The organism is Mesorhizobium sp. M0870 (assembly GCF_040319775.1).
GTDB lineage: Bacteria > Pseudomonadota > Alphaproteobacteria > Rhizobiales > Rhizobiaceae > Mesorhizobium.
The window spans coordinates 370,530-391,778 of sequence record NZ_JAMYOI010000001.1 but is presented as its reverse complement, the minus strand read 5'-3'; the positions used below and the strand labels follow the sequence as shown (position 1 = coordinate 391,778).

General features: G+C 63.2%; 19 protein-coding genes. 8 read left to right on the top strand and 11 right to left on the bottom strand.

Translation table 11 applies throughout. From position 1 onward, the window contains the following. Position 1 precedes the first annotated feature (1 nt). The 3 genes from NKH97_RS01895 to NKH97_RS01885 form a co-directional block, all read right to left on the bottom strand. On the bottom strand, positions 2 to 1,108 hold the full coding sequence (locus NKH97_RS01895) for a mandelate racemase/muconate lactonizing enzyme family protein (RefSeq protein ID WP_352440020.1): 1,107 nt from the start codon (positions 1,106 to 1,108) through the stop codon (positions 2 to 4). A 34-nt stretch (positions 1,109 to 1,142) separates the two neighbouring features. Beyond that, the gene (locus NKH97_RS01890; RefSeq protein WP_023808713.1) at positions 1,143 to 1,835 is read right to left on the bottom strand and encodes a GntR family transcriptional regulator; all 693 of its coding nucleotides are present in this window, start codon (positions 1,833 to 1,835) and stop codon (positions 1,143 to 1,145) included. Between the two features lie 106 nt (positions 1,836 to 1,941). Then, positions 1,942 to 2,730, bottom strand: a complete 789-nt coding sequence (locus tag NKH97_RS01885) for a HalD/BesD family halogenase (protein WP_023808712.1) — start codon at positions 2,728 to 2,730, stop codon at positions 1,942 to 1,944. Between the two features lie 102 nt (positions 2,731 to 2,832). On the opposite strand from NKH97_RS01885, the gene NKH97_RS01880 reads away from it, so the two are divergent. Further along, entirely contained in the window at positions 2,833 to 3,765 is a 933-nt protein-coding gene (locus NKH97_RS01880; protein ID WP_352628589.1) for a LysR substrate-binding domain-containing protein, read from the top strand. A gap of 22 nt (positions 3,766 to 3,787) precedes the next feature. Here the strand turns inward: NKH97_RS01880 and NKH97_RS01875 are convergent, their stop codons facing one another. The 3 genes from NKH97_RS01875 to NKH97_RS01865 are packed head-to-tail and all read right to left on the bottom strand — an operon-like array spanning position 3,788 to position 8,379. Then, positions 3,788 to 4,939: an efflux RND transporter periplasmic adaptor subunit gene (locus tag NKH97_RS01875; protein ID WP_352440018.1), complete on the bottom strand. Its 1,152-nt coding sequence runs from the start codon at positions 4,937 to 4,939 to the stop codon at positions 3,788 to 3,790. A 15-nt stretch (positions 4,940 to 4,954) separates the two neighbouring features. After that, positions 4,955 to 8,131: an efflux RND transporter permease subunit gene (locus NKH97_RS01870; RefSeq protein WP_352795261.1), complete on the bottom strand. Its 3,177-nt coding sequence runs from the start codon at positions 8,129 to 8,131 to the stop codon at positions 4,955 to 4,957. After that, positions 8,125 to 8,379 (bottom strand): hypothetical protein, encoded by a 255-nt coding sequence (locus NKH97_RS01865; protein ID WP_023808708.1) that lies wholly within the window; start codon positions 8,377 to 8,379, stop codon positions 8,125 to 8,127. Before NKH97_RS01865 ends, NKH97_RS01870 begins: the two co-directional genes overlap by 7 nt. 243 nt (positions 8,380 to 8,622) lie before the next feature. Between NKH97_RS01865 and NKH97_RS01860 the strand changes: the two genes are divergently transcribed. Beyond that, on the top strand, positions 8,623 to 9,213 hold the full coding sequence (locus NKH97_RS01860) for a TetR/AcrR family transcriptional regulator (RefSeq protein ID WP_023808707.1): 591 nt from the start codon (positions 8,623 to 8,625) through the stop codon (positions 9,211 to 9,213). A gap of 329 nt (positions 9,214 to 9,542) precedes the next feature. Here NKH97_RS01860 and NKH97_RS01855 read toward each other — a convergent pair whose 3' ends face one another. The 5 genes from NKH97_RS01855 to NKH97_RS01835 all read right to left on the bottom strand — a co-directional run bounded on the left by NKH97_RS01855 (position 9,543) and on the right by NKH97_RS01835 (position 15,020). Next, complete coding sequence (locus tag NKH97_RS01855) at positions 9,543 to 10,565, bottom strand: LacI family DNA-binding transcriptional regulator (protein ID WP_128302452.1); 1,023 nt, start codon at positions 10,563 to 10,565, stop codon at positions 9,543 to 9,545. A gap of 137 nt (positions 10,566 to 10,702) precedes the next feature. Further along, positions 10,703 to 11,494 (bottom strand): ATP-binding cassette domain-containing protein, encoded by a 792-nt coding sequence (locus tag NKH97_RS01850; protein ID WP_023808705.1) that lies wholly within the window; start codon positions 11,492 to 11,494, stop codon positions 10,703 to 10,705. Positions 11,495 to 11,497: 3 nt separating this feature from the next. After that, complete coding sequence (locus tag NKH97_RS01845) at positions 11,498 to 12,484, bottom strand: ABC transporter permease (RefSeq protein ID WP_128302453.1); 987 nt, start codon at positions 12,482 to 12,484, stop codon at positions 11,498 to 11,500. A gap of 114 nt (positions 12,485 to 12,598) precedes the next feature. Continuing rightward, positions 12,599 to 13,534 carry a substrate-binding domain-containing protein gene (locus NKH97_RS01840; RefSeq protein WP_023808703.1) on the bottom strand — a complete coding sequence of 312 codons (936 nt, stop codon included), beginning with the start codon at positions 13,532 to 13,534 and terminating at the stop codon, positions 12,599 to 12,601. A 328-nt stretch (positions 13,535 to 13,862) separates the two neighbouring features. Continuing rightward, entirely contained in the window at positions 13,863 to 15,020 is a 1,158-nt protein-coding gene (locus NKH97_RS01835; RefSeq protein ID WP_023808702.1) for a fumarylacetoacetate hydrolase family protein, read from the bottom strand. 236 nt (positions 15,021 to 15,256) lie between these two features. Here NKH97_RS01835 and NKH97_RS01830 point away from each other — a divergent pair, with 236 nt between their 5' ends. From NKH97_RS01830 to NKH97_RS01805, 6 genes are all read left to right on the top strand, one after another. Continuing rightward, positions 15,257 to 16,537: an NAD(P)/FAD-dependent oxidoreductase gene (locus NKH97_RS01830; protein WP_023808701.1), complete on the top strand. Its 1,281-nt coding sequence runs from the start codon at positions 15,257 to 15,259 to the stop codon at positions 16,535 to 16,537. 102 nt (positions 16,538 to 16,639) lie between these two features. Next, positions 16,640 to 17,524 carry an ABC transporter permease gene (locus tag NKH97_RS01825; RefSeq protein ID WP_023808700.1) on the top strand — a complete coding sequence of 295 codons (885 nt, stop codon included), beginning with the start codon at positions 16,640 to 16,642 and terminating at the stop codon, positions 17,522 to 17,524. Then, the gene (locus NKH97_RS01820) at positions 17,521 to 18,390 is read left to right on the top strand and encodes an ABC transporter permease (protein ID WP_023808699.1); all 870 of its coding nucleotides are present in this window, start codon (positions 17,521 to 17,523) and stop codon (positions 18,388 to 18,390) included. The genes NKH97_RS01825 and NKH97_RS01820 overlap by 4 nt, the downstream gene beginning before the upstream one ends. Continuing rightward, positions 18,375 to 19,445 (top strand): ABC transporter substrate-binding protein, encoded by a 1,071-nt coding sequence (locus tag NKH97_RS01815; protein WP_023808698.1) that lies wholly within the window; start codon positions 18,375 to 18,377, stop codon positions 19,443 to 19,445. Before NKH97_RS01820 ends, NKH97_RS01815 begins: the two co-directional genes overlap by 16 nt. Before the next feature lie 69 nt (positions 19,446 to 19,514). Beyond that, the gene (locus tag NKH97_RS01810; protein ID WP_128302457.1) at positions 19,515 to 20,123 is read left to right on the top strand and encodes a cupin domain-containing protein; all 609 of its coding nucleotides are present in this window, start codon (positions 19,515 to 19,517) and stop codon (positions 20,121 to 20,123) included. Further along, a complete protein-coding gene (locus tag NKH97_RS01805; protein WP_128302458.1) occupies positions 20,113 to 21,198 on the top strand; it encodes an ABC transporter ATP-binding protein in 1,086 nt (361 codons plus the stop codon). The genes NKH97_RS01810 and NKH97_RS01805 overlap by 11 nt, the downstream gene beginning before the upstream one ends. Positions 21,199 to 21,249 lie beyond the last annotated feature (51 nt).

The following is a 21,249-nucleotide window of genomic DNA, read 5'->3' as shown; positions in this document are numbered from 1 at the left end:
CTCAGCGGCCGACTTCGAAGAAAGGCTTGCCCAGCAGATCGGGAACGACGTCGATACCGAGGCCCGGTCCGTCCGGAATGCCCATGCGGCTACCGGTGACCGGCGGCATGTTCGACGCCGTGCGCACCGTCACCCATTCATGGAAGGCGATGGCGTGCAGCCGGCGCTCCTCGGGCGTCGACAGCGACAGGTGTGCCATCGCAGCGGTGTCGATCTCGGCGCCACCAGTGTCCTCGACCGTGATCATGAAACCCAAATCGACGGCAACATCGCGGATCTGACGGGTCTTGGTCACGCCGCCCAGCCGCGAGATCTTCAGCGTTAGCCCGTCGGCCGCGCCCCGACGATGGATTTCCAGCATCTCCTCGAGCGAGGTGACGGATTCGTCGAGCACCATTGGCTTGTCGAGCATGCGGCGAACCGACATGTTCTCGTCGATCGTCGTACAGGGCTGCTCGAACGTGTAGTCGATGCTGCGCGTCGCGTCGGCAAACTGGCGCGCCTGGTAGGGGGTCCAGCCGGCGTTGGCATCGCAGAAGATGACCGTGCCTTTCGGCACCGAGGCGGCGACCGCGGCGACGCGTTCGATGTCGTCATGGACATTGCCGCCGACCTTGACCTGCAGCCGGTGGAAACCATCCTTGACGATGCGCTTGGCCAGCGCGGCCATGGCGTCGACGCTGCCGTGCGTGACGACCTTGTAGAGTTCGGCCGTCTCGCTCTCCTTGCCGCCCAGCAGCGTTACCAGCGGCACGTCGGCGGCTCGTGCCGCCAGATCCCAGCAGGCCATGTCGAGCGCCGACTTGATGTAGGAATGGCCCTTGAACACCGTATCCATCAGCCGCCCGATGCTTGCCAGCCCGCGCGGATCGTGGCCGATAAGGTGCGGCGCGATTTCGGGCACGCCGGCGCGGGTGCCGGCCGGGAAGGCTGCCGAATAGAAATTGCCGAGCGGCGCCATCTCGCCCCAGCCGGTAAGGCCGCTGTCGGAGGTGATCGACACGATCACCGCGTCGAATGCGTCGGCTTCGCGCCCCTTCGACATGCGGTATGGCCCGTCCACGAAGGGCTGCACGACGTGGTAGGCCTTGATGGTTTCGATCTGCACGTGTCTTGTCCGCTGTCTGTGAGTTGGGAACGGGTCAGGCGCCCCTCGACGGGCGTTGTTCGAGGCCGCGCGCGTAGGCAAGCAACTCCTCGAAATCGAGATCGATGTGCTCCCTGGCATGGCGCTGGGCGGCACGCATGTCCTTGCCCTTCAGCAACCGCACATAGGTTTCGTGAACGTCTTCGGCCGGAACCGGCTCATTGCGGGCATGTTGGTGGAGCGCAAAATACATCTGCAGCCGGCTGGTCAGCCGTTGCCAGGTTTCCAGCAGCACCGAATTGTCGGCCCATTCGTAGATCAGGCCATGCAGTTGCAGCGCGGTTTCGATTTGGCGTGTCGTGTCCAACGCACGGGTCGCCTGCTTCACGGCTTCGTGGCGCCGGTCGAGCTCGTCGAAGAAGCGTTGGTCGCGCAGCGGCCACGCCCGCTCGATGGCCAGCTCGTCCATCACCTTGTTGAACGAATAGGCATCGTCGATGTCCTTGGCTGTGACCTCGATGACAAAGGTGCCGGCATAGGGAATGCTGGTCAGGATGCCTTCCTGCACCAGCTCGCGCATTGCCTCGCGCAACGGCGCGCGGCTGACCCGCATTTGTTCGGAAATCCGCAGCTCGTTGAGCTTCTGGCCGGGTGCGAGCTGCCCGGTCAGGATCGCGCGCCGCAACAGCGCGACGATCTCGGCGCGTCGCGTCGTGTCCGCAATCGGACTGAAATCCGCTTTCGCCATTCGGCCGCTCCCAGGGAAATCGAAAGCAAGACAAGCAGATTGTCGACAATCTAACAAGAGGTCATCTTCGGATTCTTGGGGCCGCTGGCATATTGCCTCTTCGGTCTCAGGCGGCGCGGCCGTAGAAGCCGACGCGCTCCTCGGCGCTGAACATCACGCCGGGCTTCTCATAGTAGGAAAACACCGCGATCATGCGCTCTCGCTCGCCTTCGACGGTGGTGACGCGATGCGCGGTGTTCTTGCCGCGGAAGACATTGAGTGTGCCCGGTTTCATGCACAGGATCTTGGAATCGGGGTCGCGCCCTTCCAGCAGCCTTGCGACGCCGTCATAGTTGGGATTGTCGTCCGACCTCAGATCGGTGCGGTATTCGAGGTCGCCGCCACGCTCCGCTGCCTGCAACAACAGCGTCGTCGTGAATTCGGAACGATCGAAATGCCAGTTCAAAGCCTCGCCGGCGCGATAGGCCATGACGTTGGTACGGGCCAGGGGATCCTGCATGACATGCAATCTGGGCTTGCCCATCGTCGCTGCCAGGAAGCGCAGTAGCGGTTCGTATTCGTAGATGGCGAGCACGACACTGCCAGGAATCTGGTCGGCACAGACGGTGTGACTGATGGTCTCCACCTTGCGCAGCGCCGGATGGTCGGGTGCAAGCTCGGGAATGTCAGGCTTGAAGTAGATGTTGTGCATGCGCTTGTGCGCATGCGAGCGCGCGGCCATCACCGGCTGGATTTCGCGCACGGCTTGTTCCGCCACGCCGGGGCGCAAAAACCCTTCCAGATTGAACATGCCGTCGGCTTCGAGCGCGGCGACGGATTGTTCGACAAGGCGCTGCCATTCGGCGCTGCCTTCGCGGTCGAGCGGATAGCGGTTGAGATCGAGGATGTCTTTCATCGTCATGGCTCCGAAGGTTGTGAGCTTATGAGACGGCAAAAAAATCTTTCTCTCAACGTCGAAAATAGTTAGGATTGGCCAAGAAAAACTTACGGACTCGATGTGGAACGGTTGCCGCCGCTGAATGCGATCAAGGCTTTCGAGGTTGCGGCGCGTGCCGGCAGCTTCACTTTGGCCGCCTCTGAACTCGGCGTATCGTCGGCGGCGGTCAGCCAGCAGATCCGCAACCTCGAGAGCTGGTTCGGCAAGCAGCTGTTTGTGCGTAGCGGCAATCGCATCGCGCTCACCGACGCCGGCCACGCCATCTATCCGCAGACAGCGAAAGCTTTGGGAGACATCGCCACCATAGGCCAGCGCATGCTGGAGGGCGGGGTGCGGACGCGTCTGGTCGTCAGTGTGCCATTCTCGTTGGCCGAACTGTGGCTGGCGCCGAGGCTGGCGGTACTTCTCGATGCCTTTCCGCAGATGGCGATCGACGTTCGGGTCGAGGACGATCCGGTCGACCTGATGCGCCAGAACATCGATCTGCGCATCAGCTATGGCGACTATCACTATCCCGGGCTGAAACTTGTTCGTCTCGTCCATGACGATGTCCTGCCGGTCTGTGCACCGGAATTCTGGCACCGGCACGGCAATGGCGATCCCAGTCTGGCGGATTTGCACGAGAGCCAGTTCATCCACACCAATTGGGGGCCGAACTATGCCTCGCACCCGACCTGGGCGGACTGGTTCGCGGCATCCGGCGGCAGTCGCTCGCCCGACCCGTCGCACGGGCGGCGCGTCGGCCTGTCCAGCCTGGCGATCGCCTCGGCAAGACTGGGTCTGGGCATCGCCCTTGGCCAGCGGGTCATGGCGCGCGCCGATCTGGAGGCCGGTCGGCTGATTGCGCTCTCCTCCGTCTCGGTGCGCCTCGGGCATCCCTACTGTGCGTTTATGCCGCCGGCCAAGGCCGACCGCGCCGATGTTGCCGGTCTGGTGGAACTGCTCAGTCGAGCGGCGCCCGCGACCTGTGGGAAGGTCGGGGCGCCGCGCTGAAGCCGGGTCCTGACGGGGGTGTTCAGGTGGCCGGCTTTTCCGGTATCGGCGATACAGGCGCTCCGGGTCCGATCTTCTGCAGATTGCCCGTGATCACCTGGTCGCCCTCGGCGACGCCGCTGAGGATGGCGACCTGATCGCCGCTCGTCGGTCCTAGCGAAACCAGCCGCTGGTCGACGGTGTTGCCCTTGCCGACGACATAGAGATATTTGCCGAGCTGGCTCGAGCCCAGCGCCGTCTGCGGCACCATCAGCGCGTCGGCCTGCTCTCTCACATGCAGCCGGACACGAACATATTGGCCCGGCAGCAGCGTGAACTTGCCATTGCCGATCGTCGCGCGCGCGGTGATGGTGCCGGTCGAGCGGTCGATCGAATTGTCGATGAAGGTAAGCTCACCCTTTTGGCTGGCCTCGGTCTGGCCGGGGAGCAGGACCTCCACTTCGATCGGGCCGTTGGCACGGGCTTGCTCGATCTCGGCCAGATCCGTCTCGCTCGGGTTGAAGGTGACGTAGATCGGGTCGAGCTGCACCAGCGTGTTGAGCACGGTACCGGCAACGCTGACCAGCGTTCCGACCGAGGCCTGGTTGCGGCCCAGGCGCCCGCCAAACGGCGCGCGGATTTCGGCATAGCCCAGATTGAGCTCTGCCGTGCGGACCGCCGCCTGGTTGACCGCCAGCGACGCCTGCGCTTCGCGCAAGGTGCTGGTGCGCTGGTCGAACCCGTCCTTGGCGAGGTAGCCGCTCTTGGCGAGCTCGGTGCCGCGACCGAGATTGGACCGGGCATAGTCGAGCGTCGCCGTGTCGCGCTGCACTTGCGCCTTGGCCTGGTCGAGAGCCGCCTGGAAGTCGTCAGGCGAGATCTTGTAGAGAAGGTCGCCTTGCCGGACATCGACACCGTCGTCGGCGGCCTGCTCCTGCAGATAGCCTGGAATCCTGGCCTGCAAGGTGATGCTGCGGATCGGTTCCGTCCGCGCGGCGTAGTCCAGGTAGATCGGGATCGTCTTCTTGACGACGCTGACCACCGGCACCGGCATGACGAATGCCGCCGGAGCAGGCGTCGCTGCGGCCGTGCCGGCATTGAGGCTGAGATTGCCCATGTCGAGCAGGTGGACGCTGGCCACCGAGATCGCTCCCAGTGCGACGGCCGTTCCCAACGCGATTTTCCATTTACGCATGATCAGTCTCCAATCTTATTCGGCCGCTTCCGCCAGGGGCGGGATAGCGTGCTCAGTCGTTGGTTCATTGTCTTGAGAGGCGGGCTCGTCACTGCCGCGGCGTTCGCGCAGCTGCTCGATGACCGCGTAGAACACCGGCACGAACACCAGCGACAGGATGGTCGCCGCGACCATGCCGCCGAACACGGTGGTGCCGATCGACTGCCGGCTTGCCGCACCGGCGCCGGTCGCAAACATCAGCGGCAGCACGCCGAGGATGAAGGCGAAGGCCGTCATCAGGATCGGCCGCAGCCTGAGCCGTGCCGCCTCCATCGCCGCGTCGACGATGCTGAGGCCTTCTTCGCGCCGTCGCCTTGCGAACTCGACGATCAGGATCGCGTTCTTGGCCGCCAGGCCGATCAGCATGACGAAGCCGATCTGCGAGTAGACGTCAATCTGCATGCCACGCAGCAACAAGGCCACGAAGGCGCCGAACAGGGCCAGTGGCACCGCCAACAGCACCATGAACGGCATCGCCCAGCTCTCATACTGCATCGCCAGGATCAGGAAGACGAAGACGATGGCGAGGCCGAAGACGACGGACGCGATCGATCCTGCCTTGAGCTCCTGGAAGGTGATGCCGGTCCATTCGAAACCGAAATCCCTTGGCAGCGCAATGGCGGCGGCCCGTTCCATCGCGGCAACCGCCTGGCCTGAGGAAAAGCCGGGTGCGGCACCGCCATTGATCGAGGCCGAGGCATTGTTGTTGTAATGCGGCACGGTCTCCGGGCCGACGAAGGGCACGAGTTTGCCCAGCGTCGAGAGCGGCACCATGCCGCCGGAGGCATTGCGTACATAGAGCCGCGAAATGTCGGCGGCACCCGCACGTGCATCCTTGTCGGCCTGGATGGTCACCCGGAAGGTGCGGCCGAACAGGTTGAAGTCGTTGACGTAGAGCGAGCCGAGATAGATCTGCAGCGTGTTGAAGACATCGGGCAGGTTGAGGCCGAGCAGTTTGGCCTTGCTGCGGTCGAGGTCGTAGTTGAACTGCGGCGTCGAGGTCGAGAACGGCGAGAACAGCTGCTGCGGGTTGATTTCCGGCTGCTTGCGCGCCTCGGCGATCACGGCTTGCGTCGCATCGTTGAGGGCTGAACTGCCGCGGCCGGTCAGATCCTCGACGACGAATTCGAAGCCGCCTGTGGTGCCGATACCCGGGATAGACGGCGGATCGAAGCTCAGCGCGAAAGCTTCCGGGATCTGCATCAGCTTGCCGCGCACATCGGCGACGAGCTTCGACGCGCTCTGGTCGGGGCCGCGCTCCTCCCAGGGCTTCAGGATGGCGAATTCGACCGCCGAATTCGACTGCGCCGCACTGGTCAGGAAATTCAGGCCGCTGATCGAGCCGACAATCTCGACGCCGGGCGTCGCCTGCAGGATGTCGCGCGCCTTCTGCGCCACCGCGTCGGTGCGTTCCAGCGACGCGCCGTCGGGCAACTGGATGACGACGAAGAAATAGCCCTGGTCCTCGACCGGAAGGAAGGTCGAGGGCAGCCGCTGCCAGACGAAGTAGGTGGCGACCAGGCCGGCCGCGAACAGGCCGAGCATGATCCAGCGCAAGCGGATGAGAATGCGTACGCCATTGGCGTAGGCGTGCGATAGCCTGTCGAAGCCGGCATTGAACCAGCGGAACGGGGCGAACTGCGTCTCGCCGCGATGGCGCAGGAAGGCCGCACTGAGCGCGGGACTGAGCGTCAATGAGTTGAAGGCGGAGATGCCGACGGAGATCGCCACGGTCAGCGCGAACTGGTTGTAGAGCTTGCCGGAGACGCCGGGAATGAAGGCGACCGGCACGAACACCGCCATCAGCACCGCGGTGGTGGCGATGATCGGTCCGGTGACCTCGCGCATTGCGGCCTTGGTCGCCGCAAGCGGCTTGAGCCCGGCCTCCAGCTGTCGTTCGACATTCTCAACCACGACGATGGCGTCGTCGACGACGAGGCCGATCGCCAGCACCATGCCGAGCAGGGAGAGCATGTTGAGCGAGAAGCCGAGCATCTCCATGACGACCAGCGTCGCCACCAGCGACACCGGAATGGCGATGGTCGGGATGATCGTCGTGCGCCAGCTTTGCAGGAAGAGGAACACCACGGCGACGACCAGCACCAGCGCTTCGCCGAGCGTGATCAGCACGTCATGCATCGATGCCGAGACGAAGCGCGTCGTGTCGTAGTGCATCGCATAGGACACGCCCTTCGGGAAGCGGCCCGACAGCTCGTGCATCTTGTCCTTGACGCGCTGCTGCAGATCGAGCGCGTTGGAGCCGGGCATCTGGTAGACGGCAAGCACCACGGTCGGGTCCTTGCCGAAGAAGGCCGACGACGAATATTGCAGCGCGCCGAGCTCGATGCGGGCGACGTCGCGCAGCCTGACCAGCGAGCCGGTGTCGGTATTGGCGCGCACGACGATGTCGCCGAATTCCTTTGGATCGCTCAACCGGCCGACGGCGTTGACCTGCATCTCGAAGGCGGTGCCGGCCGGGGCCGGCGATTGGCCAATCTTGCCGGCCGCCACCTGGACATTCTGCTCGGCGATGGCGTTCTGCACATCGACGGCGGTGATGCCGAGATTGGCGAGCTTGTCGGGATCGAGCCAGACGCGCATCGAATAGCGCCGCTCGCCGAAGATCTGCACATCGCCGACGCCGGGCAGCCGCTTCAGCGGATCGACCACCTGCAGATAGGCAAGGTTGCTCAGTGCCACCGGATCGACCGAACTGTCGGGTGAGGTCAGGTTGACGATGAGGACGAAGTTCGGATTCTGCTTCTTGATCGTCACGCCGCCCTGGTTGACGATCGCCGGCAGCGACGAAGCCGCCTGCGAGACGCGGTTCTGCACGTCGACGGCGGCGGTGCTCAGCGAATAGCCGACATCGAAGGTGATGGTGATGGTCGAGGAGCCGTCATTGGAGCTCGTCGACGACATGTAGGTCATGCCCTGCACGCCGTTGATCTGCTGCTCCAGCGGCGTCGTCACCGTATCGGCCACCACTTGTGCGCTGGCGCCTGGATAGTGGGCGCTGACCACGACCTGCGGTGGCGTGATGTCGGGAAACTGCGAGACGGGCAGCAGGAAATAACAAATCGACCCGGCGAGCACCATGATGATGGCGATCGCCGAGGCGAAGATCGGACGGTGGATGAAAAAGTTTACCACGAGACGCAAGCCTCCCCGGCTGCTCTTGCCCGCCCGAAGGCGCTGGCGACGCTGGACAGTCTTTGACCGCGCTTGTCACCGAGGTCGTCCCGCGAATGCAGCAACGGCACCTCGTTGCGCTGCGCATCGGCAAGCGAGCGCAGCATCGTCTCGAAGGCGCGCGGGTCGACGCCATCGGCTTTCATGACCAGCCGGATCATCGGATCCCGGACGGCCTCATCTATGGTAAGATCGCGGCGCTGTGGCATTGGCCGGCTCCTTGTCTGTCGATTCGCAGCCCATGCTCGCGAACCGTTTTTAATCTCTTCACCGGCCGAGGCCGCATGATTGGCAGTTTCTCGCCCCTCTCGTCTGGCAGGGCCGTTCACGGCCTTGTTATTGACGGTGGACGATATAGGTGTTACCAGTAAGTAACATTCTGGAAGTTACAGACCGGTAACACCCTAGTCAAGAGGTGGCCGAGGGTTTTTTGGAAACGAAAGGAGATCATGATGACAGACGGCATCGTGGAGCGCTCTCGTCCCCGGGATCGGATCCTGGAGACGGCACGCGACATGTTCCACAAGCATGGCATCAAGGGCGTCGGCGTCGACGCCATCACCGAAGCTGCCGGCACGAACAAGATGACGCTCTATCGTCACTTCGAATCCAAGGACGAACTGATCGTCGAATGCCTGCGCGCCAATGCGGCCAAGGCCGGCGCTATGTGGGATGCGTTCGATGCCGAATTTCCTGGTGACAAGCTTGCCCAGCTGCATGCCTGGGTTCGCAAGGCGGCTGCCATGCTCAATGCGGACGGGCGCGGCTGCGACATGGCCAACGCCGCCGCTGAACTGACCGAGCCGGACCATCCGGCCAGGCTGGTGATCAAGGAACTCAAAGAAGCCCAGCGCGAGCGCCTTGTGACGCTATGTCGGGACGCGGGCATCGGCCAGGCTGAACTGCTCGCCGATACGCTGTCGCTTCTGCTCGAGGGTGCGCGGGTTAGTGTACAGACCGTGGGTTCGGAAGGTCCGAGCACGCAGTTCGTGCGCATGGCTGAAGGATTGATCGCTTCTTTCCGGGGCGCCGCCGCCGGTTGACGGGACCCGTGGCCTGTCAACGTGCGTCATTCCATCTGCGATGACTGGGCGTGCTTTGGTGTCGCTGTACCGCCATTCCTGCCGGCCAAACGAAAAAAGCCCGCTGCCGGGAGGAGGTGGCAGCGGGCTCGATTTTCGAATGTGGCGCGGGAGGAGGTGCACCCCATTCAGCGTCGGCATCGCATCTGGGAGGAGTAGATGGCCGACAACCAGAACCTACGAGTTGCCCAACGATTCGGCAACAAAGAAACTTGCATAGCTGCTGTGCAGATTTGCCGTGCCAATTATCGTACAAATCCGGAAACCCGGTTTAGCCAAGCCATTTCGCATTACTGCACGGGGACGTTTTCCCTGAAGATCAAGCGCGGTTCGATGAACTTGCGCGTCAGATAGGGTGCCGAGGAGGCAATCGAGCCGAGCAGGCGAATGACCGACTGTTCCGCGATCAGCCTGGCATTCTGGTCGATGACGACATCGAGCAGGTCGTCGACGAGATGACCACGCGTGTCCTTGGTCAAGTCGTGGCAGATGAACACCGGCTTGCGGTTCGGCCTGGCCTCGCGGATCGCCTTTGCAACGCCCGAATGCCCAGCTCCGACGCAATAGATGCCGAGCAGCTCCGGCTCGTCGTGCAGCGCCTTCATGGTCTCGGTGTAGCTGGCATCGGGCTCGTCGTTGACCTCGACGGCGCTGCTGACGGTCAGATTGGGAAACTCCTCACTGAGCACCGAGCGGAAACCCATTTCGCGTTCCTCGTGGCCGCGATAGGAACGTGAGCCGACGACCATCGCCAGATGACCGATTCGGCCGCCAAGGAAGCGTCCCATCAGCAGCGCCGCCGTTCGTCCCGCCACCCGGTTGTCGATGCCGACATAGGCCGCGCGCGGTGCCGCCGGAACATCGGACACCAGCGTCACCAGGCGCATGCCGGCATCGACGATGTCGTGCAGGATGTTGCGCGTACGCGGATGATCGACGGCGATGACACCGACGCCATTGGCCCTGAGCGAAAGGTTTTCGACAGCGCTCTGCAGCGCGTTCGGCGAGATACCGGCGAGGTTATGGATCCGGCACGAGGCAACAAGCGGCAGGCGCGCGGCGTAGTCCTCGATGTGCCCGGCGAGATCGCGCATGAAGGCATTGCTGCCGATCGGCAGCAGGAATTCAAGGTGGGCGGGCCGCGAGGGTAGCGTCACCTGATCGGCGACCGGCAGATAGCCGACTTGCTTGGCCGCCTCCATGACGCGCTGGCGGTTGGCCGCACTCGCACCCGGCCGGTTGTTGAGCACCCGGTCGACCGTTGCGGTCGATAGCCCGCAGCTACGAGCGATATCGGAGACAGTGGCTTTCATGCCGTAACCCACAGCCCGCAGTTGCGTGCGGTATCCGAGACTGTGGCTTTCATGCTGCAATCCTGTTCGCCATGCGATGGCGCGTCAGACAAGCGATGCGATCTGAGGTGACGGGTGATTGCCGCCCATCACCATTCTCAGTGCGATGGCTTGCCATCGGCGATGGCATCGCGGATCTCCTTGTCCGACATGCCGGTAATGATCCGTTCGACCTCCGCCACGCTGGTCTTCTTGGGGTCTATGTCGTCAGCAACCACCTTGCCCCGGCGCATGACGACGATGCGGTCGACCACCTGGAAGACATGGTGGATGTTGTGGGCGATGAAAATGCAGGAATGGCCGGAATCGCGGGCGCTGCGCACGAAGCTCAGCACACCCTGTGTTTCGGCGACGCCGAGATTGTTGGTCGGCTCGTCGAGAATGATCAGGTCGCTGTCGAAATGCATGGCGCGCGCGATCGCCACCGCCTGGCGCTCGCCGCCGGAGAGCGAGCCGATCGGCGTCGTCGGCGGGATGTTCTTCGAGATGCCGACCTGCTTGAGCAAGTCGCGGGCAACCGTGTTCATCGCGTCCTGGTCCATCCGGTTGAGAAAGCGCGGCGACTTGATCGGCTCGCGTCCGAGGAACAGATTGCGGGCGATCGACAGTTGCGTGACCAGCGCCGAGTCCTGGTAGATGGTCTCGATGCCGTGGGCGATGGCGTCGCTGGTGCTGCGCAGGCTCACCTTGTTGCCGCGGATGAAGATGTCGCCGCTGGTCAGCGGAACGGCACCCGAGAGCACCTTGATCAGCGTCGACTTGCCGGCGCCATTGTCGCCGAGCAAGCCGACGATCTCCCGTTCATTGACGTGGAAATTGGCATCCTCCAGCGCCTGCACGCGGCCGTAGGACTTGCGGATGTTCGTCATGCGGATCAGTGGCTCGGCCATGGTTCAAGTCCCTGCCTGATGCCGGCGTTCCAGCCATGAATGCAGCGCCATCATGCCAAGGATGATGGCGCCGATGAAGATGTTGTAGGCAAGACCGGGCACGCCGATCAGCACGATGCCGTTGCGCATCACGCGCAGGATCAGGATGCCGAGCACGGTGCCGATGATCGTGCCGCGCCCGCCGGTCAGCGCGGTACCGCCGATCACCACCATGGCGATGACTTCCAGTTCATAGCCGGTGCCGCTGTTGGGGTTGGCCGCCGAGGTGCGCAGCGACGAGATGACGCCGGCAAGCGAAGCCATGACCGACGACAGCACGAACAGGCCGATCTTGACGCCGCTGACATTGACGCCGCGCGCCCTTGCAGCACTCGGGTTGCCGCCGGCCGCCTGGATCCAGTTGCCGGTGCGGCTTTGCGTCAGCACATAGCCGAGCGCGATCGCCGCGGCGATGAACCAGAACAGCGACATGTAGATGCGGAACGGTCCGATGAAGAAATCGCCGACCAGCGCTTCGGCCAGCCAGCTGCCCTCCGCACTCCAGGTGCGCTGCGGAAAACCGTCGGTGACGAAAAGGGCGGTGCCGCGCACCACAAGCAGCATGCCGAGCGTCACCAGGAAGGATGGGATCTTGAGCTGCGTCACGAACCAGCCATTGACCAGCCCGATGATGGCGGCGACCAGCAGCGCGGCGACAAAGCCGACCTCAAGGGAGGTCAGCCCGCTGTTGAACAGGGTCCACATCAAGACCGGCGAGAAGCCGAACAGGGAACCGACCGAGAGGTCGAACTCGCCCGACGTCATCAACAGCGTCATCGCCAGCGCGATCAGGCCGAGCTCGACCGTGAAGGCCAGCGTATTGGAGATATTCTGCGGCGACAGGAAGTCGTGGTTGAAACTCCAGAAAACGGCGATCTCGACGACGAGCAGCACGAAAGGGCCGAATTCCGGCCGTGCGATCAGGCGTTGGACGAGCGAATGATTTTCCACAGGCAATCCGCGACATGAGTGGAAGGCTGAGCGTTGCACATCGCGTGCGAAGGGCTCGGCGAAATGGAGAGCCAGTCGCGACCGTTGGGCGGCCGCGACTGTTGAGATTGGATGTTACTTGCCGGACAGGATGTCGTCGTAGATCTGCGCGGTGTCTTTTTCGTAGAGCGCGCCGGTGATGACGTTGAAGCCCGGAGGAATGCCGCCGGCGGCCATATTGGCCAGCGAAAGCGCGACATAGCTGGTCGCCTGCGGGTCCTGCCACTGGCCGGCATTGACATAGCCGTTCAGCACTTCCTGGGTGGTGTCGAGCGAGTTGCCCCAGCCGACAACCGGGATTTCGCCCGGCTTGATGCCGACCTGGTCGAACACCCGCTTGATCGAGCCGGTGACGAGATCGCCCAGGCCGATGATCGCCTTGACCTTGGCTTTGTTGGCAGTGAGGTAGTCGACCATGCGGTTGATCACTTCAGCCTGGTCGAGCGTCGCTTCGGTGATTTCATAGGTGATGCCGAGCGGCTCGAAGACGCTCTTGATGCCTTCCTCTTCCTGCACGCCATAGGTGGCGCCGGGGATCTCGACCGGCATCCAGACGAAGTCGCCCTTCTTCACCAGGCCTTTGTCGACCAGATACTGCGCCCAGTGTTTGCCGAAGGTGACATTGTCGCCGCCGACATAGGCGTTGAAGTCGGCTTTCGGGTCGGGCGTGTTGAAATTGATGATCGGCACTTTCGCCGCCCGCGCTTCCTTGACGATCTCGATCAGGCTGCCCGGATCAGGGCTCGTGGTGACGATACCATCGGCCTTGGCGGAGAGGGCGGCGCGAACCGCTTCTTGCTGTGAGGCGACGTCGCCATTGTGGAACGAGGTGTTGACCGTGTTGCCGGTATCCTTGGCCCATTGCTTGGCGCCGGCCAGGAAGTAGGTCCAGACCGGATCGGCCGGGCCGCCATGCGAAATCCAGTAGAACGTCTTGGCCTGTGCCGCTGCTGGTATCACCATCAGCGCCACCAACAGGCCGTATAGAACAAGTCTTAGCCGTGTCAGCATTTGATTTCCTCCCGTTGTAGATGGTCAGTTCAAAATCCGTCCCTTGTTCAGCATCTTTTGCCAGCGCCGGTTGAATGCGTCAGAGCATCCCCTTTTTCGACGGATGGCAAGCCTCCATTTGCAGGTGTAGTGGGCGCCTGACGGGTCGTCATCAGCTGCCCCATCAGATTGCATCAGTTGAGGTGATTTTCCGACTGTCGGATAATTGGTGGGATTGTTTCGGGTCGCGCGAACGCGGCCTGCGTCGACAAGGGTCACGCCGGCGATCATCCTACGCCCACGGGACCAGGTCCGTAGCGCCCTGGCAGGGCGTCGACGATACCAGTTGCTAGATCAGATCGGCTCTGGCTAGCTCCCGCATCAGATGGCTGGCGCCATAGGTCCAGTGCGGGCAGTCGGGCGAGAGCCGCACCCGGTTGACCAGCGCACCGAATTTCTCCGACGAGATGGTGACGATGTCGCCGACCTTGTGAGTAAACCCCTTGCCCTTCTCGCCTCGATCCTTGGACGGAACGAACATGGTGCCGAGATAAAGCGCCAGCCCGTCCGGATACTGGTGGTGCGGCCCCATGGCCGCGGCGACCAGTTCCTCCGGCGAGCGGCTGATCTCGGCCATCGAGCTTGCGCCCTCCAACGAGAACCCGTCCTCGCCCTCGACTTTCAGGCGCACGACGGCGCGCTTGACGTCATCGATGGAGAATTTGTCGTCGAACAGGCGGATGAAGGGACCGAGCGAGGCCGAGGCATTGTTGTCCTTGGCCTTGCCGAGCAGCAGCGCCGAACGCCCTTCGACGTCGCGCAGATTGACGTCGTTGCCGATGGTGGCGCCGACGATCCTGCCGCTGGAGGCGGCGATCATGGCGATCTCGGGTTCCGGATTGTTCCAGGTCGACACCGGGTGCAGCCCGACATCGGCGCCGAAGCCCACCGAGGCCATCGGCTGGCACTTGGTGAAGATCTCGGCGTCGGGGCCGATGCCCACTTCCAGATATTGCGACCAGGCGCCGCGCGAAATCAGCTTGGCCTTGATCTCCATCGCTTCGGGCGAACCGGGTTTCAGCTTCGACAGATCGTGGCCGATCAGTCCTGCGATGTCGGCGCGGATGGCGTCGGCTTTTTCAGCCGAACCGCGCGCCTGTTCCTCGATCACCCGTTCCAGCAGGCTGACGACGAAGGTGACGCCCGATGCCTTGACCGCCTGCAGGTCGACCGGGGAGAGCAGGTAGGGTTTTGCTGGATCGCGCCCGGTCTCAAAACTGTTGGCGGCGATGTCATCGAGCGATCCGATCGGTCTGCCCTCGGCCGAGCGGACATGCCCAGCGGGGTCAGCCATCTCGCAAAGGTCTCGCATGGTTGGTGCCGCACGCGAGGTGATGTCGAAGACCGTGCCATCGCGCACCGTGACGACCAGCGGGTATGCGGCATCGCTACCTCTGGCGCGTCCGACAAAAAGGCCCTCGGTGGGCAGGTGGGTCGGGTTCGTCATAGCGCTCTGTCCTCTGAGTGATCGACAATGTGGCGAAGTGATCGTCAATGTGGGCGGCCGGATCGGCGCGGCACTTTCACCGGATTCCCGTCAAAGGTCTATCCCGTCGCAGGCGATCGGAACTCTGGGTCTCCGATCGCCTCGGCGGCAGTCCACAGACGAAAGCCGGAGTGCTCTTTCAAAAATGTGAAATTCTGACTAGGATTTTCACCAATCGCAGCGCATTCAGGTGACCCTTGGCGACAGCATTCTCCGATCCGATCTGGCTCAAGCCACAGGCAGCTTCCACGTTTCAATCGCTTCCCAATGGCGAACGTGTCGATCTCGCCATTGTTGGCGGTGGCATCATGGGCTTATCGACCGCCTTGCATGCCGCCCGGCTTGGCCTGTCGGTGCAGGTGCTGGACGCCGGCGAGATCGGCCAGGGCGCATCAGGCTTGAATGGCGGTCAGGTCATTCCCGGCCTGAAATACGATCCGGAATGGCTGCTGGAGCATTTTGGCCTTGAGCGCGGCGAGGCGCTTGTCAATTTTGCGGCGTCGACCGCCGATGCGGTGTTCGAGCTGATCCGCGACGAGAAGCTGGCGGTGCCGTTCGTTCGCAATGGCTGGATCCAGGCGGCGCACACCGAGGCCGCGCTGAAGGCGGCGGGAAACCGTGACCGGCAATGGCGCGCACGGGGCGCGGATGTCCAGTTGCTGAACGCAGCGGAGATCGCGGCCAAGACCGGTGCGCAGGGCTATCTCGGCGGCTGGCTCGATCGCCGCGCCGGTGTTATCGATCCGCTCGCTTACACATCTGAACTCGCCCGTGTCGCGACCGCGGCTGGCGTGAGGGTAGCCGAGCGCGAAAAGGTCGTGCGGCTCACCAAGACCGCCGGCGTTTGGCGTATTTCGACCGAAAATGGCCTGGAATTGCAGGCAAAGGCGGTCGTTCTGGCGACCAACGCCCATACGGACGGTCTGATCCCCGGCCTTGCGCAGACGATCGTGCCGCTGCATTCTTTTCAGATCGCCACAGCACCGCTGTCGTCCGGTCAGGCGGCCCCGATCCTGCCGGAAGGGCAGGCGGTGTCGGACTCCAGGCGCATCCTCGTCTACTACCGCAAGAGCGCCGACGGCCGGCTGGTGCTTGGCGGGCGGGGTCGCATGGCGCTGCCGACGAGCGCCAGCGACTGGGCGCATCTCGAGCGGGCGCTGCGGCGGCTCTATCCCATGCTGTCCGGCATCGCCATCGAGAAGCGCTGGTTCGGCCGCGTGGCGATGACGCCGGACCATCTGCCGCACATCCACGAGCCGGAGCAGGGCCTGCTCGCCGTGGTCGGCTGCCAGGGTCGTGGTGTCGGCCTGATGACCGCTCTTGGCGAGCGCATCGCCGGCTATCTCCAAAGTGGCGACGCCAGGCATTTGCCCTTCCCGGTCTCGCCGATCCGACCGATCCCGTTTCACGCCTTCCGCCAAGTCGGCGTCGCCGCGACCATCGCCTGGTACCGGCTGCTCGATGCGTTGGAGCGCTGACCAAAGCAATTCCTGTCAATGGGTTTCCGTTTGGGATTCCGCTTGACAGTTTCATGGATATGAAAAACTCTAAGCCAATTTCAAATTCCGATAGGCAGGTCGATGTCGACCCTAGTTGCAACATCAGCGCCAGAGGCCCGGTCTTCTCAGGGCTTCCGGGTCGCCATGCTGCTCCCGGGCGCTCTGGTCACTTTCCTGCTGATCCTGTTTGCCCTCGGCCTCGTGCTTTTCCTCGCCTTCCGCAACAATGACGGTTCGCTGCTCGGTGCCGGTTTCAGCTTGGCGAACTTCGCAACTGTGGTGTCCGATCCGCTGTACTGGACGGTGACGCTGCGTTCGCTGATCATTGCCGCTCTGGTCACGCTGGCGACCGTCGTCACTGCCTATCCCGTCGCCTACTATCTTGCCTTCCACGCCGGCCGGCGGCGCGGCCTTCTGCTGTTTCTGGTGACGCTGCCATTCTGGACCAGCTATCTCCTGCGCGTCTTCGCCTGGAAGATCGTGCTCGCCTACAATGGCGTTTTGAACTCGGCGCTGATCGAAAGCGGCATCTGGTCCGAGCCGACATTGGCCTTTCTCAACACGCCGGCCGCCGTCGTCGTCACGCTGGCGCACGCCTACGCGCCTTTTGCCATCCTGCCGATCTACGTGGCGCTGGACACCATCCCGAAATCGCTGATCGAGGCCGCTTCCGATCTCGGCGCGCGGCCCTTCACCTCTTTCCGCCGTGTCGTGCTGCCCAATTCGATGCCGGGCGTGCTGGCGGCAGCCCTTGTCGTCTTCGTGCCGACGGTCGGTGACTATGTCACGCCGGCGCTCGTCGGCGGCCCGGCCAGCACCATGATCGGCACGCTGATCCAGGCGCAATTCGGCAAGGCCAACGATTGGCCGTTTGGCGCCGCACTCTCCGTCGCCGTCATGCTGGTCATCCTGTGCGTGGTGCTGGTCGCGCGTTTCGCCGACCGCAGATTTGGCAGCCGCACATGAGCGCTGCACGCACGCAGGGAGGCGGCCGCTGGCTCGGCGTCTACGTCGTCGCCTATCTGGTCTTTCTCTATCTGCCGGTGCTGCTGATCCCGCTGTTTTCCTTCAACAACTCGATCCAGGCAGCGTTTCCGCTGCAAGGCTTCACCTTGCAATGGTACGCGACTTTGTTCGGCAATTCGGCGCTGACCGGTGCACTCCTGAACAGCCTCGTCATCGGCGCCATTGCCGCCACGAGTGCGACGCTGTGCGGCATCACCGTATCCTACATGGACCTCTACGGCCGCTCGCCGCTGGCCGCCACCATCAGCGCCATCGCCCGGCTGCCAATCCTGATCCCCGGCGTCATCGTCGGCATATCGCTGCTGATCCTCATCAATCTCATTGGTCTGGGGCCATCGCGCATCGCCATCGTTCTCGGTCACATATTGGTGGCGCTGCCGACGACCGTGGTGATCATGCGCAGCCGCTTCGCCGCCATCCCGAAAACCATTCGCGAGGCGGCGCTCGATCTCGGCGCCTCCGACTGGACGACGTTCCGGCGGATCATGCTGCCGCTCAGCCTGCCGGCCATCGTTTCGGCCTTCATGCTGGCCTTCCTGATCTCCTTCGACGAATTCATTGTCGTCTTCTTCCTGGCCGGCACCGAGCCGACGCTGCCGCTCTACATCTGGAGCCAGCTGCGTTTTCCAAAGTCGCTGCCGACGGTGATGGCGCTGGGCACGTCGATCCTGGCTGTGTCCTTCATCATCGCTGCAGCGGCTGAAATCCTGCGCCATCGCGGCTTGTCCGCCACGGCGCCAAAGCCCGCGGATCCGTCACAACCAAAACAAACCAAGAGAGGAGAACTGCAATGGCATTCGACCTGAAATCGATCTCTGCAAAGACTGTTTGCGCTGGATTGACGGCGTTCGCGCTGGCGCTGTCGTCGACCGTCGCTTTCGCCGGCGACAAGCTGCAATATTTCACCTGGTCGGGCTATGAACTGCCCGATTTCAACAAGAGCTTCCTCGCCGCGCACCCCGACGGCGTCGAGGCCTCGATCTTCGGTGACGACGATGACGCCTTCACCAAGGTCAAGGCCGGCTTCCGCCCCGACATCGCGCATCCCTGTTATGACAAGGTGGCGCGCTGGAACAAGGAAGGCCTGCTGCAGCCGATCGACACCAAGCGGATCAAGAACTGGGACTCGATCTTCCCGGTGTTCAAGAACCTGCCCGACCTGCAGGCCGGCGACGGCAAGGTCTGGATGGTGCCATGGGACTGGGGCAACACCTCGATCCTCTACCGCACCGACCTGGTGAAGAACCCGGAAGCGAGCTGGAACCTTTTGTGGGACAAGCAGTATGCCGGTCGCATGGCGACGATCGACGCGGTGCACGACACGCCGGTCGTTGCCGCACTGCTCGCCGGCGTTAATCCGTTCGACATGACGCCGGAGCAAATGGACAAGGTGGCCGAGAAGCTGCGCGAGCAGCGCCCGCTGCTCTCCAATTACACCACCGACATGACCTCCGTCGAACAGGCGCTGGCCAGCGGCCAATTGGTCGCCGCCATGACCTGGAACGCGTCGGCCACCTCGCTGAAGAAGCAGGGCGTGCCGGTCGAGTTCATGAAGCCGAAGGAGGGCATGCTGACCTGGGCCTGCGGCTTCGTCATGCTCAAGGACGCCAAGAATGTCGACCTCGCCTATGACTTCATCAACAGCCGGCTGGAAGCCGACTCCGGCAAATACCTGATCGAGGCCTATGGCTATGGCAGTTCGCTGAGCTCCGCTTTTGCCACCGTGCCGAAGGAGGAGCTGGAGAAATTGCAGCTGCCATCCGACCCGGAAGTGATGCTGAAGACCACCATCTTCACCGGACCGATGAAACAGAATGACGACCTCGCCAAGATGTTCGAAAAGGTCAAGGCAGGCGGCTGAACCCTAGAGCACCGCGCGGCGTCAGCCACGCGGTGTCACCCGAGACACTGCAAACGAGGTCGGGAATTGATGGACATACTGGACGAAGCTGCTGAGAAGCCGAAGGACGATGCCGATGTGCGGGTCGGCCGGCGCGTGCGGGCGCTGCGGCTGGAGCGCAACCTGTCGCTGGCCGATCTTGCGGCAAAAGCCGGCGTGTCGATCGGTGCGTTGAGCCAGATCGAACGCGGCATGTCCTCGCTGCGCGTCAAGGTGATCTGGCCGCTCGCCGCCGCCCTCGACATCGAGCCGTCGGCGCTGATCGCCGACGGCAACGATGCCGTCAACGATCTCTATTGCGTGCGTGCCGATAAGCGACGGCAAATCCCGGTCAAGTCGGAAGGCATTGCCAAGGCGCTGCTGTCGCCGCCGGGCGCGACGCTGACCGGCATGCTGGTGACGGTGGAAGCCGGCGGCGGCACCGCGGAGGCCTATGCGCATGCCGGTCATGAATTCGGCTTCGTGCTGTCGGGCGAGGTCGAACTGGTGGTTGATTCGACAAATTACGTGCTGAAGACCGGCGACAGTTTTGCGTTCAAGAGCACGCTTTTGCATGCCTTCCGCAATCCAGGCGCCGAGCGTTGCCAGATCCTCTGGGTCAACACCACGAAGCCATCCGAGGTTCGCGATGGCGCCTGATCCACTTGTGCGGCTACAGGCTGTCTCGAAGATTTTTCCTGGCGGCATCGTCGGGCTCGACGCCGTCGATCTCGACATTGTCGGCGGCGAGTTCATCACGCTGCTCGGGCCGTCGGGTTGCGGCAAGACCACCAGCCTGCGCGTCATCGCCGGCTTCGAAAGCCCGACGACCGGCAAGGTGTTGCTCGATGGTCGCGATATCACGGCACTTCGGCCGTTCGACAGGCCGGTCAACACCGTTTTCCAGGATTACGCGCTGTTCCCGCACATGAATGTCGCCGAAAATGTCGGCTTTGGCCTATCGCTGCGCAAACTGTCTGGAGCCGAACAGGCAAAGCGCGCCGGCGAAGCCCTTGACATGGTCGGCCTCGCCGACAAGCTTGGCGCCCGCGTCTCCGAACTGTCGGGCGGCCAGCGCCAGCGTGTCGCACTGGCGCGTGCCATCGTCTGCGAACCACGCGTGCTACTGCTCGACGAGCCGTTGTCGGCGCTCGATGCGCATCTGCGTGAACAGATGCAGGTTGAACTGAAGCGGCTGCAGTCGCGGCTCGGCACCACCTTCGTCATGGTCACCCACGACCAGACCGAAGCGCTGTCGATCTCCGACCGCATCGTCGTCATGAACAAGGGCCGCATCGAGCAGATTGCGCCGCCGGCCACACTTTATGACCGGCCCGCCACGAAGTTTGTGGCGAGCTTCATCGGCACCATGAATCTCCTGCAATCGCGCTTCGTCGGCCGAGACGGCGATCGCCTGCGCTTCGCCGCCGGCGCCCTACCGCTGGAGGCCATTTCTGAAACCGGCGAAGCTCTCGCCGAGGACGCCATGCACACCGTCGGCGTGCGGCCGGAAGATCTCCTGGCGATGACCGAGGCCGCGCCCGGCACAGCGCCGGCACGCGTCAACAGCATCGTCTTTCACGGCCGCACGTTGCGTCTGCACGCTGAACTCGGGCAGGGCGCACCTGTTGTCATAGACGCGCCGCGCCAAGCCGAGGGTTTTCAATTCCAGGTCGGCGACGTGGCGCATATCAGCCTGCGCCGTGGTGCCAACTGCCCGGTGCTACCAGGTTAGTTTCATCGATCAAATCCACGCTTGACTCCAAGGATTGTTCCTGTTTTGTTC